At 72.3% G+C, this 11,826-nt stretch carries 14 protein-coding genes and 1 riboswitch; of the genes, 9 read left to right on the forward strand and 5 right to left on the reverse strand.

Annotated elements, in window-relative coordinates; translation table 11 throughout:
* A riboswitch (cyclic di-AMP (ydaO/yuaA leader) is annotated at positions 1 to 214 on the reverse strand.
* Between the two features lie 415 nt (positions 215 to 629).
* Positions 630 to 989, forward strand: coding sequence for an ANTAR domain-containing protein (locus AB0G56_RS18245; RefSeq protein ID WP_360970254.1), 360 nt, complete (start codon positions 630 to 632; stop codon positions 987 to 989).
* Positions 990 to 1,238: 249 nt separating this feature from the next.
* Positions 1,239 to 2,828, forward strand: a complete 1,590-nt coding sequence (locus AB0G56_RS18250) for an alpha/beta hydrolase (RefSeq protein ID WP_360970255.1) — start codon at positions 1,239 to 1,241, stop codon at positions 2,826 to 2,828.
* 99 nt (positions 2,829 to 2,927) lie between these two features.
* Here the strand turns inward: AB0G56_RS18250 and AB0G56_RS18255 are convergent, their stop codons facing one another.
* A complete protein-coding gene (locus tag AB0G56_RS18255) occupies positions 2,928 to 3,650 on the reverse strand; it encodes a lysophospholipid acyltransferase family protein (RefSeq protein ID WP_360970257.1) in 723 nt (240 codons plus the stop codon).
* 294 nt (positions 3,651 to 3,944) lie between these two features.
* Here AB0G56_RS18255 and AB0G56_RS18260 point away from each other — a divergent pair, with 294 nt between their 5' ends.
* From AB0G56_RS18260 to AB0G56_RS18275, 4 genes are all read left to right on the forward strand, one after another.
* Entirely contained in the window at positions 3,945 to 4,571 is a 627-nt protein-coding gene (locus AB0G56_RS18260) for a DedA family protein (protein WP_360970259.1), read from the forward strand.
* 76 nt (positions 4,572 to 4,647) lie between these two features.
* Positions 4,648 to 5,193, forward strand: coding sequence for a DUF6153 family protein (locus AB0G56_RS18265; protein ID WP_360970261.1), 546 nt, complete (start codon positions 4,648 to 4,650; stop codon positions 5,191 to 5,193).
* Between the two features lie 106 nt (positions 5,194 to 5,299).
* A complete protein-coding gene (locus AB0G56_RS18270; RefSeq protein ID WP_360970262.1) occupies positions 5,300 to 6,037 on the forward strand; it encodes a DUF305 domain-containing protein in 738 nt (245 codons plus the stop codon).
* A gap of 319 nt (positions 6,038 to 6,356) precedes the next feature.
* Positions 6,357 to 6,776, forward strand: a complete 420-nt coding sequence (locus AB0G56_RS18275; protein ID WP_360970532.1) for a DUF4396 domain-containing protein — start codon at positions 6,357 to 6,359, stop codon at positions 6,774 to 6,776.
* Positions 6,777 to 6,788: 12 nt separating this feature from the next.
* Here the strand turns inward: AB0G56_RS18275 and AB0G56_RS18280 are convergent, their stop codons facing one another.
* Entirely contained in the window at positions 6,789 to 7,094 is a 306-nt protein-coding gene (locus AB0G56_RS18280; RefSeq protein ID WP_360970264.1) for a hypothetical protein, read from the reverse strand.
* Positions 7,095 to 7,304: 210 nt separating this feature from the next.
* Between AB0G56_RS18280 and AB0G56_RS18285 the strand changes: the two genes are divergently transcribed.
* A complete protein-coding gene (locus AB0G56_RS18285) occupies positions 7,305 to 7,724 on the forward strand; it encodes a CBS domain-containing protein (RefSeq protein ID WP_360970266.1) in 420 nt (139 codons plus the stop codon).
* 198 nt (positions 7,725 to 7,922) lie between these two features.
* Here the strand turns inward: AB0G56_RS18285 and rocD are convergent, their stop codons facing one another.
* From rocD to AB0G56_RS18300, 3 genes are all read right to left on the reverse strand, one after another.
* Complete coding sequence (gene rocD / locus AB0G56_RS18290) at positions 7,923 to 9,143, reverse strand: ornithine--oxo-acid transaminase (RefSeq protein ID WP_360970268.1); 1,221 nt, start codon at positions 9,141 to 9,143, stop codon at positions 7,923 to 7,925.
* Positions 9,140 to 9,952 carry a dimethylargininase gene (ddaH, locus tag AB0G56_RS18295; protein ID WP_360970270.1) on the reverse strand — a complete coding sequence of 271 codons (813 nt, stop codon included), beginning with the start codon at positions 9,950 to 9,952 and terminating at the stop codon, positions 9,140 to 9,142. Before ddaH ends, rocD begins: the two co-directional genes overlap by 4 nt.
* 125 nt (positions 9,953 to 10,077) lie before the next feature.
* On the reverse strand, positions 10,078 to 10,581 hold the full coding sequence (locus AB0G56_RS18300; protein WP_360970272.1) for an Lrp/AsnC family transcriptional regulator: 504 nt from the start codon (positions 10,579 to 10,581) through the stop codon (positions 10,078 to 10,080).
* A 115-nt stretch (positions 10,582 to 10,696) separates the two neighbouring features.
* Here AB0G56_RS18300 and AB0G56_RS18305 point away from each other — a divergent pair, with 115 nt between their 5' ends.
* Both AB0G56_RS18305 and AB0G56_RS18310 read left to right on the forward strand, forming a co-directional pair.
* Positions 10,697 to 11,452: a LytTR family DNA-binding domain-containing protein gene (locus AB0G56_RS18305; RefSeq protein WP_360970274.1), complete on the forward strand. Its 756-nt coding sequence runs from the start codon at positions 10,697 to 10,699 to the stop codon at positions 11,450 to 11,452.
* Between the two features lie 13 nt (positions 11,453 to 11,465).
* Positions 11,466 to 11,825, forward strand: a complete 360-nt coding sequence (locus AB0G56_RS18310) for a hypothetical protein (RefSeq protein ID WP_360970276.1) — start codon at positions 11,466 to 11,468, stop codon at positions 11,823 to 11,825.
* Position 11,826 lies beyond the last annotated feature (1 nt).

The raw sequence follows: 11,826 nt of genomic DNA on the forward strand, positions 1-11,826 counted from the left end.
CAACCCTTCGTCAGCCGCCTGTGAAGGATGACCTGTCGGATTCGGGCTGGCGAAGTAGCCCGGCCGCCCGCAAGCGGCTTCACCCCAAGGGCTGCTCGGCCCGGTCATGGTGTGACCGTGCCGGCGACCCGTCGTGCTCGGGTCCTCCACTCCTGCCGATCCACTTCCGTCGACCGGTCATCCGGGCGGCGGCAGGACTCGGCGTCCGCCCGGACCGCCCCGCCGTTGTGGCGGGGGCTTGTCGTCAGACAGGGATCTTCACCTATGGATGTCAGAAAATCCCAACGGAACGGGTCCTTTGTGCTGTTACTCACCACTCGCCCGTTCGGGTGGACGGTCGTGCGCTCGAACAACTGTCCGTGCACCCCGCAAGCCCGGGACCAGCAGCGGAAGATGTCGTTCCGCCATCCGGGAACGCGCGCCGTGCAACCCGAACGGCCCTGGAAAAAGAACGTTTGCCTACGCCGAAAGGAGGTACACCATTTGGGCCGTTTCGGCCCTCGTCCGCCGCAGGTGCCGGGGCCCTGCGGCGGACGGGTCCCGCGCCGCCCGCCTCCGGTCGTGCGCGCGGCCCTCATGCAGCAAGCTGGAGGCGGAACTCCGGCCGTTCGACGACCCAGGGGATCTCCATGGCGTTCTTCGCGATGTCCAGGCGGCACCCGCTCCAGCCGCTGTCCGTCACGGACCTGGTGGCGGAGCACGAGCGGCTGCACGAGGAGATCGACCAGTTGCAGCGCGCCCTGACGTCGCACGCCGTCATCGACCAGGCCATCGGGGCGCTGGTGGCCGTCGGGCGCGTCCCGCCGGACGGTGCCTGGCGGGTCCTGCGCGAGGTCTCGCAGCGCACCAACACGAAGGTGCGCACGGTCGCCGAGCACATCCTGAAGTTCGCCCAGGGCGGTGCGCTCTCGGACACCGAGCTGGAGGAGCTGAGGCGGGCGCTCGACCGCCAGGCCGCACGCGGGTCCGCGCGCCGCTGCGCGCCCTGAACAGCCCCGAGCCCTCCCGGCGCGCCGCTCCCTCCCCGCGCCCCGCCCGCGCGCACAGCGCCCCGCCCTGCCCGCGCGCACGGCGCCCGCAGGGCGCGCGCCGAACCGGCTCCGCTGAGCGGAACACCGTACGCCGGTTATCGGATTGGCAAAGAAGGTCAACAACCCCTGTTCTCAGACACCTCACAGCCGGAAGGATCCGCCGTACTCGATTCGCAACGATGTACGGGGAGGTCCCACTTGAGGGTCATGAGACCGAAGAACCGGGCTGTCGCGCTCGGTTCGGCCGGCGCGCTGGTGACGGCGACCCTGATAGCCGGCGCCGTGGCGGCCCCCGCGGCCAGCGCGGACAGCCGCCACGGCCAGGATCGTGAGGCCCGCGGCGCGGCGATCGCCGCGGACCGCGCCGCCAGGACCGGCATCGACTGGCAGGACTGCCCCGCCGACTGGGGGCTGGCCAAGCCCATCCAGTGCGGCTACGTCTCGGTGCCGCTCGACTACGCGCACCCGTACGGCAAGCAGATCAAGCTCGCCGTCGACCGCATCGGCAACACCGGCACCAAGGGTGAGCGCCAGGGCGCCCTCGTCTACAACCCGGGCGGACCGGGTGGCTCCGGCCTGCGGTTCCCGGCCCGGGTCACCGCCAAGAACCCCGTCTGGGCCAATGTGGCCAAGGCCTACGACTTCGTCGGCTTCGACCCGCGCGGTGTCGGCCACTCCACGCCCATCTCCTGCGCGGACCCGCAGGAGTACGTGAAGGCGCCCAAGGCGGACCCGGTGCCCGACTCCGAGGCCGACAAGCGCGCCCAGCGCAAGCTGGCCCGCGAGTACGCCGACGGCTGCTACGACCGCACCGGCCGCGCGATGCTCGAGCAGATGACGACGCCGAACACCGCCCGCGACCTGGACGTCATCCGCGCCGCGCTCGGCGAGAAGAAGATCAACTACCTGGGTGTCTCCTACGGCACCTACCTCGGGGCCGTCTACGGCACGTTGTTCCCGGGCCACGTGCGCCGGATGCTCGTCGACAGCGTCGTCAACCCGGCCCAGGAGAACATCTGGTACGAGGCCAACCTCAACCAGGACATCGCCTTCGAGGGCCGCTGGAAGGACTGGCAGGACTGGGTCGCCAAGAACGACGCCAGCTTCCACCTGGGCACCAACCGCGCCGCCGTCCAGGCCAAGTGGCTCCAGCTGCGCGCCACCGCGAAGCAGCACCCGATCGGCGGAGTGGTCGGCCCGGCCGAGCTGCTCGGCTTCTTCCAGACCGCCCCGTACTACGACTCCTCCTGGGTGCCGGTGGCGACGGCGTTCAGCAAGTACTTCGCCGGTGACGCCCAGCCGCTGATCAACGCCGCCGCCCCCGACATGAGCGACATCGCGGGCAACATCGCCACGGAGAACAGCAACGCGGTCTACACCGCCGTCGAGTGCGCCGACGCCAAGTGGCCCACCAGCTGGCACAAGTGGGACCGGGACAACACCCGGCTCAACGCCCAGTACCCGTTCCTGACCTGGTCCAACGCATGGATGAACCTGCCGTGCGCCACCTGGCCGGTCAAGCAGCGGACCCCGCTGGACGTCAAGACCGGCAAGGGTCTGCCGCCGGTCCTGATCGTGCAGTCCACACGCGACGCCGCCACCCCGTACCCGGGCGCCGTCGAGCTGCACAAGCGCTTCAAGGGCTCCCGGCTGATCACCGAGAAGGACGCGGGCTCCCACGGCGTGACCGGTCTGGTCAACCCGTGCATCAACGCGCGGGTGGACGCCTACCTGCTCACCGGCGAGGTGGACCGGGCGGACGTGACCTGCGGTCCGCACGCGACGCCGAAGCCGTAACACCGGGCACCGCGCGCGAAGGGGCGGCCGGATCTCCCGGCCGTCCCTTCGGTACGTCCGCCACACCGCCGGCCTGGCCCCCGGCCGCCGGTGAGCGGGTCAGCGGGGCCGCGGGAACCTGCGTTCCCTGCCGCTCTCGGCGACGGCGGCCTGCTCGGCCTTGGCCACGGCCGCGTACTGATCGACGTACTCCTGCCCGGACAGGGACAGGACGGCGTACATGATCTCGTCGGTGACGGCGCGCAGGATCGCCTTCTCGTCCTCCATCCCGGCGTAGCGGGAGAAGTCCAGGGGGCGGCCGAAACGGATGACCACGGGGTGGATCCTCGGGACGACCCGGCCCGGGGGCTGCGCCTCGAACGTGCCGATCATCGCGCAGGGGATCACCGGCACCCCGGCCTTGAGCGCCAGCACCGCGACACCGACCTTGCCCTTGTAGAGGCGGCCGTCGTGCGACCGGGTGCCTTCCGGATAGATACCGAGGAGTTCGCCCCTGCCGAGCACCCCGAGGCCCTCACGGACGGCGGCGCGGCCGGCCTCCTTGCCGGACCGGTCGACCGGGATCTGCCCGGCGCTGCGGAAGAACGCGGCGGTGAGCCGGCCCTTGAGGCCGGGGCCGGTGAAGTACTCGGCCTTCGCCAGGAAGGTGATGCGCCGCTTGAGGATCGCGGGCATCAGGAAATGGTCCGAGAAGGACAGGTGGTTGCCCGCCACGATGGCCGGACCCGTCTCCGGCACGTGCTCCAGCCCCTCGATGCGCGGCCGGAAGAACAGCCTCAGCAGGGGACCCAGCAGGACGTACTTGAGCAGGTGGTAGAACACGGCTCGCCCCTCACTCACAGGCCCGCGCGCGTCCGCGGCCGTCCATGACCGCGTCCGGCGGGACGCATCCCGGCCCTCCGACTTTACTGACGCACGGTCAGCCGGGTGCCCCACACGGACGGACCGATCGCCGTGGAGTTCGCGGGCAGTCGGGTGAGGAGCGGATCGCGGCACTGCTCGGCATGCCGGGCGGGCCCCTGGCGGACGCCTGTCCGCTCACCGGAGGGCGCACGGCGGCTCCTGCGGCGCGGTGCCTGCCGGGTGCCGCCTGCCCGGCGTCGTACCGTGGAGGGCATGGCTCCTCCGCTTCCCGGTCCGCTGGAGCACCTGGCACCGCTGCTCAGCCATTACGGCTACCTGGCCGTCGGTGGCGTCGTCCTCGTGGAGGACTTCGGCATCCCCGCACCCGGCGAGACGATCCTGATCGCGGCCGGCGTCTACGCCGGAGCGGGCGAGCTGAACGTCGTGGCGGTGGCCCTGATCGCGTTCGCCGCCGCCGTCATCGGTGACAACATCGGCTACCTGATCGGCCATTTCGGAGGACGTGCCTTCGTCCACCGCTGGGGCAGGTACATCTTCCTGACGCCGAAGAGGTTCGAGGCGGCCGAGCGGTTCTTCACCCGGCACGGCGGCAAGATCGTCACGGTGGCCCGCTTCATCGAGGGGCTGCGCCAGGCCAACGGCATCATCGCGGGCACCACGGGGATGCACTGGCTGCGCTTCCTCGCGTTCAACGCCCTCGGCGCGGCCCTGTGGGTGGGGCTGTGGGTCTCCCTCTCCTACTTCGCGGGCACGCACATCAACGCCGTGTACGACACCGTCAAAAGGTACGAGGTGTACGTGCTGGTGGCGGTCGGTGTCCTCGTCGTCGCGCTGATCGTCCGGCACCTGCTGCGGCGCCGGCGGCACCAGGAGGACTGAGCGCCTGGGGCGCCTCGGCCCCCCGCGGGACGGGGGGCGCCTCCTCGGGCGGCCGGCCCCTCCGTACGATGGGCCCATGACATCCGGCGCCCGCACCCGCTCCCCGCAGCGCCGTGCCCGGCGGATGCTGCTCGTCCTGGCCGTGCTGGCCGGGGTGCTGGCCATGCACGGACTGGCGCCCGGTGGGATGTCCGCACCGGGACACCACGGGGCGATGACTCCCCAGAGCGCGATGACTTCCCAGAGCGCGATGGGCCACCGGGGCGCGAGGGGCGATCAGGGCGCGACGGCAGTGCCCGCGCGGTCGGCGTCCGCGCCCGCTCACTCCCTGTCCGTGCGGTCCATGCCGTCCGTGGGGCCGGTGCGGTCCGTGCCCGTGCACCGCGCCGGGGACGCCTGCCGGCACCTGTCCGACCCGGGCCCGGGCGGTACGGCCGCGCAGCACGCGGACGGGACCTGCGCGGCGGCCGGCACCTCCACGGGGTACACGCCGCCCGCCCCGCTGTCCGCGCCGGCTCCCGCCGCCGTACCGCCGGCGGCGCTCCGCGCCGGTCCGGCCGCCCGTGCCGTCGACGGCCGGGCCCCGCCCGACCTGTCCGAATTGCAGCTCCTGCGGATCTAGAGGCACCCGCACGGCATCCCGCTGAGGGCTGGCGTGCTCCGGTCCCGCACACGATCCGCCGTTCCCGCGCGCCCGCGCGCGGGCGTTCCGAGGAGCTGTATTTCCGATGGCAGTTCGCCGTACCCGTCTTCGCCCCGCCGCCGTCCGCCCCATCCCTCACGGCCGTCCCGCTGTCCGGCGTGGCGCCGGGCTGGCCGCGGCGGTGACCGCCGCCCTGGTGCTGACCGCCTGCGGCGGCAGCGACACCTCCCCGTCCGCCGGCTCCGGCCACGGCGGCGGGTCCACCGCCCACCCCTCGGCCGCCCACCCCTCCGCGGCTCCCTCGACGGGCCGGGCCGGCGCCCACAACGCGCAGGACGTGACGTTCGCGCAGGAGATGATCCCGCACCACCGGCAGGCGGTGGCCATGGCCGCCCTCGCGCCGTCACGCGCCGGGTCGCAGCAGGTCAGGGATCTCGCCGCCAGGATCAGGAAGGCCCAGGACCCGGAGATCGCGACGATGGCAGGCTGGCTGAGGTCCTGGGGCGCGACCGTCCCGGACACCGGCGCCACGGGCATGGACGGCATGCCAGGCATGGACCACTCGGGCTCCGGCCACTCCGCTTCCCCGATGCCCGGCATGATGTCGGACACCGACATGGACGAGTTGGGCAAGCTCTCCGGGAAGGCCTTCGACCGGGCGTTCCTGCGGATGATGGTCGGCCATCACGAGGGCGCCGTCGCCATGGCGCGTACGGAGCGGGACAAGGGCGCCGACAGCGCGGCCACCGCACTGGCGAAGTCGGTCATCACCTCGCAGTCCGCCGAGATCGGCGAGATGAGGAAGGCGCTCGGCGGCCGGTAGGCCAGCCCTCCTCCGGGACGGCCGGCCGCACCGGCGGCCGTCCCGGAGCCACCCATCGCAAAGACCGTGCCCTCCACGCGGAAAAACCGAGTCAGCCATCGGAGAGACCGAGTCACCCGCGCGGAAAAACCGATCCACCCATGTGGAAAAGGAGACGGTCACACCGAGCAGGAATACCCCAGGGGGGTATTACGTTCCTGACTTGCGCAGCCGCATCGACAGGGGAGCGACGATGGAACACCACTCGGCCCACGAGCACGTACACCACCACGCACACCACCACTCCGCGGGCGGACAGGCCGGTCCCACCTCCTGGCGCATGGCCGCGCAGGCCACTCTGCACTGCCTGACCGGCTGCGCCATCGGCGAGGTGCTGGGCATGGTCATCGGCACGGCGGCCGGGCTGCACAACGCCGCCACGGTCGTCGTCTCCGTCGCGCTCGCCTTCGTCTTCGGGTACGCGCTGACCATGCGAGGCGTCCTGCGCGCGGGCGTTCCGCTGCGGCAGGCGGTCAAGGTCGCGCTGGCCGCCGACACCGTCTCCATCCTGGTCATGGAGCTGATCGACAACACCGTGATGGTGGGCGTGCCCGGCGCCATGGACGCCGGCCTGGCCGACGCCCTGTTCTGGGTCTCGCTGGTCCTCTCCCTCGTCCTCGCCTTCCTGCTGACCACTCCCGTCAACCGGTGGATGATCGGCCGGGGCAAGGGCCACGCGGTGGTGCACGCCCACCACTGACCCGGACGCCGGTCACGGATAGCGGCGGTCGTCCGGACGCGTCGTCCCGCTCACCGGCCCGGTGTCGGTCCCGCCGTACCGCGCGACGCGCTGGTTGTGCCGGTGGTGCGTGGCGGCGCCGGCCAGCAGGGACAGACCGAGGCAGAAGAGCAGGGCGAGCGCGAGTCCGGCGCTGAAGATCGCGAGGGTGTTCATCGTGACGATGTTGTTGCCCAGTATGGACACCGTGTAGTGGGGTCCGCCCGCGAGGTTGCCGGCGATCGCAAGACCGGTGAAGGCGCCTGTGGCCGCGAGGAGGAGCAGGCCGATGAGCAGCATGGGAGTCATCTCCTCAGAAAGTGCCGTCACCGCTCGGGTACCCGCATCCTCGGCGGGCCAACGACCGCACATGCCCGCAGGGGCCCCCGCGCGAGGCCCGGTGCAGTGCCCTCGCAAGACGTGTGCGGCAGGTGCGGTGCCGCCCCGGTCGGGTACCCGGCCGGAGCAGTGCGGTGAACGGCATCGCAGGATCCGACGAAGGGAGGCGTCATGGCCCAGCACGTACGCGACATCATGACCAGCCGACTGGTGACGGTGGAGCCGCAGACCTCGGTCACGGCGGTGGCCCAGAAGATGCGCGACGAGGACATCGGGATCGTCCTGGTCACCGAGGGCGAGGAGCTGCGCGGCCTGGTCAGCGACCGCGACCTCGTGGTGCGCTCGCTGGCGGACGGCGGCGACCAGGAGCAGCGGACCGTCGCCTCCGCGTGCAGCGGCGACCTCTTCACCGTGGGTCCCGACGAGGAACTCGACCACGCGGTGGAGCTGATGCGGGAGCACTCCGTGCGCCGCGTCCCGGTGGTCGACCACGGGCACCCGGTGGGGATCGTGTCCATCGGTGACCTGGCCATCGAGCGGGACCCGGGCTCCGCGCTCGGGGACATCAGCGCGGCACGGCCCAACGAGTAGGGCCGCGACGGCCCCTGGGGGCGCCCCGAGCGGGGCGCCCCCGGCCGCGCCCGCCCCGGCCGCGCCCGCCCCGGGCCAGGGAGGAGACAAGGGAGGCAAGGGGGGGAGGAGGCAACGGCGCGAGCAGGCCAGGACGGCCGCCAGGAGTCCGGCACCTTCGCCGTCAGGAGGCCAGTCAGGAGGCCGGTGCCTGCGCCGTCAGGAGGCCAGCACCTTCGCCAGGGAGTCCAGCGCGGAGCGCAGTTCGTCCTCGGTGACGGTCAGCGGCGGCGCCAGCCGGACCGTGGACCCGTGGGTGTCCTTGACCAGGATCCCCTCCCGCATCAGCCGCTCGCTGATCTCCCGGCCGGTGCCGATGGCCGGGTCCACGTCGACGCCCGCCCACAGACCGCGGGAGCGGAAGCCCACCACGCCCTTGCCGACCAGGTCGGTCAGCCCGTCGCGCAGGACCACGCCCAGCGCGGCGGCCCGGCGCTGGAACTCGCCCGTCTCCAGCAGTTCGACCACCGCCGTGCCGACCGCCGCGGCCAGCGGATTGCCGCCGAACGTCGACCCGTGCTCGCCGGGCCGCAGCACACCGAGCACCTCCCGGCTGCCCACCACCGCCGACACCGGGACGATGCCGCCGCCCAGCGCCTTGCCGAGCAGTACGACGTCCGGCACCACGCCCTCGTGCTCCACGGCGAGCGTGCGTCCGGTGCGGCCCAGGCCCGACTGGATCTCGTCGGCGACGAAGAGGCAGCCCGCCCGGCGGGTCAGCTCGCGCACCCCGGCGAGGTAGCCGTCGTCGGGCACGATCACCCCCGCCTCGCCCTGGATGGGCTCGATCAGCACGGCGGCCGTGGTCTCGTCGACCGCCGCCTCCATCGCCGCCAGGTCGTTGTAGGGGACGATCCGGAAGCCCGGTGTGAACGGCCCGAAGCCCGCGCGTGCCGTCTCGTCCGTGGAGAAGCCGACGACGGTCGTCGTCCGGCCGTGGAAGTTGTCCGCGGCGACCACGATCGTCGCCCGGTCGGCGGGGACGCCCTTGACGTCGTAGGCCCACTTGCGGGCCACCTTGATGCCGCTCTCCACCGCCTCGGCGCCGGTGTTCATGGGCAGCACCATGTCCTGCCCGGTCAGCTCCGCCAGCCGCTCGGCGAACTCGGCGAGCCGGTCGTTGTGGAAGGCCCGGGAGGTGAGGGTCAGCCGGTCGAGCTGGTCGCGGGCCGCCCCGATCAGGGCCGGGTGGCGGTGGCCGAAGTTCAGGGCCGAGTAACCCGCCAGCATGTCGAGGTAGCGGCGCCCTTCGACGTCCTCCACCCAGGCGCCCTCGGCCCGGGCGACGACCACGGGCAGCGGGTGGTAGTTGTGCGCGAGCACCGGCTCCTCCGCCCGGATCAGCTCGTCGGAGGTGCGGGTGCGTACGGGTGCGGTCATGAGCGGATCTCCTGGGTGCAGCACTTGATCCCGCCGCCGGCCTTGTGGAACTCCGACAGGTCGAGGGGGACGGGCAGGTAACCGAGGTGCGCGAGCCGGTCGGCGAGCGCGGTCGCGCCGGGCGAGAGGAACACGTGCAGTCCGTCGGAGACGGAGTTGAGCCCGAAGGCCGCCGCGTCCTCCTGCGTGGCGATCACCGCGTCCGGGTACAGCCGGGCCAGTACCTCCCGGCTGCCGGGCGAGAACGCCGGCGGGTAGTAGGCGATGTTGTCGTCGTCGAGGACGAACAGCGCCGTGTCGAGATGGTAGAAGTACGGGTCCACCAGGGTCAGGCCGATCACCGGCACGCCCAGGAACTCCTGGGCCTCGCGATGGGCCTCACGGGTGGTGCGGAAGCCGGTGCCGGCGAGCAGCCAGCGGCCGGCCGGCACGAAGTCCCCCTCGCCCTCGCACACCGACTCGGGCCGGTGGACGACGAAACCGGCCGACTTGAACCAGGTGTCGTAGGGAAGGGACTCCGGACGCCGTTCGGGCGCCTTGAAGAGGGAGCCGAAGACACGGCCGCCGACGACGACCGCCGCGTTGGCGGCGAAGACCATGTCCGGGAGGCCGGGGACGGGCGGCACCGTCTCGACGGTGTGGCCGTGGGCGCGGTAGGCGTCGGTCAGCGCCTGCCACTGGGCCCGGGCGAGTCCGGTGTCCACGGGACGGTCCGGATGCATCCAGGGGTTGATCGCGTACTGCACGGCGAAGTGTCTGGGTTCGCAGACGAGGAAGCGCCGCCGGCGCGGCACACGGGTTTCGGGCACAGAGGGGTTCCTCCGCTTCCTGGGGGCGTCGACTCAGGGTTGACACCACGGTAGAAAGGGACGGATACGACCGACAAGGAACGAAACCTGCGTGTTGAAGCAGTGATGCTGCGTCTTACCGGCTCTCAGCGCACGTCTGCTGCGTCCTCCGGGGCGGGCTGGCTGGCCCCCGCCTCCGGGCTGTCCGGCAGCAGGTGGGAGAGCACCAGCACGCTGATCGTCTTGCGGATGAACGGCTCGACCCGGATCCGCTCCAGTACCTCCTCGAAGTGCTCCACGTCCCGCGCCCGCACGTGCAGCAGCGCGTCCGCGCCGCCGGTCACCGTCATCGCCGCCGTGATCTCCGGATGGTTGCGCACCACCTCCGCCAGCCGCCGGGGCGGCGCCGCGCCCTCGCAGTACACCTCGACGTACGCCTCCGTGCGCCAGCCCAGCGCCGAGGGCTTCACCGTCGCCGTGAACCCGGTGATCACCCCCGTGTCGCGCAACCGGTCCACCCGGCGTTTGACGGCCGTCGCGGACAGCCCGACGGACGCCCCGATCTCCGCGAAACTCGTACGGGCGTTCGCCATCAGCGCGGTGAGGATCTTGCGGTCCAGTTCGTCGAACGGCGTCGGCCTGCTGTTCATGTCCGCACTGTATCCAGCGCGAACACCCACGCCGCCCACCACCGACGCCGTCCGGCACGAACGTCCGCGCCCGCCACATGTCCAGGCACGCCGTTCGCCCCTACACTCCACGTTCATGCTGCGCGCCCTCGCCGTCGACGACGAACGCCCCTCCCTGGAGGAACTGCTGTACCTGCTCGGCGCCGACCCCAGGATCGAGGGCGTCGAGGGCGCCGGGGACGCGACCGAGGCCCTGCGCCGCATCAACCGGGCCCTGCAGTGCGGACCCGACGGCCCCGACGCGATCGACGTCGTCTTCCTCGACATCCAGATGCCCGGCCTCGACGGCCTCGACCTGGCCCGGCTGCTCACCGGGTTCGCCGAGCCGCCGCTGATCGTGTTCGTCACCGCCCACGAGGACTTCGCCGTGCAGGCCTTCGACCTCAAGGCCGTCGACTACGTCCTCAAACCCGTCCGCGCCGAACGCCTCGCCGAGGCCGTCCGCCGCGCCGACGAGCTGCGCCGCACCGCCGTACGGGTCCCCGTCGGCGAGCCCGACCCCGACCAGTTACCCGTGGAGCTCGGCGGCGTGACCCGCTTCGTCGCCGTCGACGACATCACCCACGTCGAGGCGCGGGGCGACTACGCCCGGCTGCACACCGCCAGGGGCAGCCACCTCGTCCGCATCCCGCTGTCCGCGCTGGAGGAGCGCTGGCGCTCGCGCGGCTTCGTCCGCATCCACCGCCGCCACCTCGTCGCCCTGCGCCACATCGGCGAACTCCGCGTGGACGCGGGCTCGGTGAGTGTCCTCATCGGCACCGAGGAACTCCAGGTCAGCCGCCGCCACGCCCGCGAACTGCGGGACCTGCTGATGCGCCGCACCGCGCGCTAGGGGGACGCCCACCATGCCGCAGGACCCCGCCGAACGCCGCGTCACCGTCACCGGCCCGCCCCGCCGCACCCGCCGCGCCACCGGCCACTACCGCCCGCGCACCGAGATCGACGAACAGACCACCCTCGGCCACACCTACGTCCGCTCCCTCATGCGCACCCAACTGCGCACCGCGCTCACCGTCCTCGGCGTGCTCGTCCTGCTCGTCGGCCCGCTGCCCCTGGTGTTCGCCGCGGCCCCCGACGCCCGCCGCCTGCGCTGGGCGGTCCTCGGCTTCTGCCTCTACGCCCCCCTCGTCCTGCTCGCCCGCTGGTACGTGCGCCGCGCCGAACGCAACGAACGCGACTTCGTCCGCCTGATCGAGGACCGCTGAG

It is taken from the genome of Streptomyces sp. NPDC021356, assembly GCF_040641015.1.
Taxonomy (GTDB): domain Bacteria; phylum Actinomycetota; class Actinomycetes; order Streptomycetales; family Streptomycetaceae; genus Streptomyces.

What these genes read in the sequence shown, in the direction of transcription:
- AB0G56_RS18245 (WP_360970254.1), top strand. Translation starts at nt 630, where the DNA reads ATGGCGTTCTTCGCGATGTCCAGGCGGCACCCGCTCCAGCCGCTGTCC.
- AB0G56_RS18250 (WP_360970255.1), top strand. Translation starts at nt 1,239, where the DNA reads ATGAGACCGAAGAACCGGGCTGTCGCGCTCGGTTCGGCCGGCGCGCTG.
- AB0G56_RS18260 (WP_360970259.1), top strand. Translation starts at nt 3,945, where the DNA reads ATGGCTCCTCCGCTTCCCGGTCCGCTGGAGCACCTGGCACCGCTGCTC.
- AB0G56_RS18265 (WP_360970261.1), top strand. Translation starts at nt 4,648, where the DNA reads ATGACATCCGGCGCCCGCACCCGCTCCCCGCAGCGCCGTGCCCGGCGG.
- AB0G56_RS18270 (WP_360970262.1), top strand. Translation starts at nt 5,300, where the DNA reads ATGGCAGTTCGCCGTACCCGTCTTCGCCCCGCCGCCGTCCGCCCCATC.
- AB0G56_RS18275 (WP_360970532.1), top strand. Translation starts at nt 6,357, where the DNA reads ATGGCCGCGCAGGCCACTCTGCACTGCCTGACCGGCTGCGCCATCGGC.
- AB0G56_RS18280 (WP_360970264.1), bottom strand. Translation starts at nt 7,094, where the DNA reads ATGCTGCTCATCGGCCTGCTCCTCCTCGCGGCCACAGGCGCCTTCACC.
- AB0G56_RS18285 (WP_360970266.1), top strand. Translation starts at nt 7,305, where the DNA reads ATGGCCCAGCACGTACGCGACATCATGACCAGCCGACTGGTGACGGTG.
- rocD (WP_360970268.1), bottom strand. Translation starts at nt 9,143, where the DNA reads ATGACCGCACCCGTACGCACCCGCACCTCCGACGAGCTGATCCGGGCG.
- AB0G56_RS18300 (WP_360970272.1), bottom strand. Translation starts at nt 10,581, where the DNA reads ATGAACAGCAGGCCGACGCCGTTCGACGAACTGGACCGCAAGATCCTC.
- AB0G56_RS18305 (WP_360970274.1), top strand. Translation starts at nt 10,697, where the DNA reads ATGCTGCGCGCCCTCGCCGTCGACGACGAACGCCCCTCCCTGGAGGAA.
- AB0G56_RS18310 (WP_360970276.1), top strand. Translation starts at nt 11,466, where the DNA reads ATGCCGCAGGACCCCGCCGAACGCCGCGTCACCGTCACCGGCCCGCCC.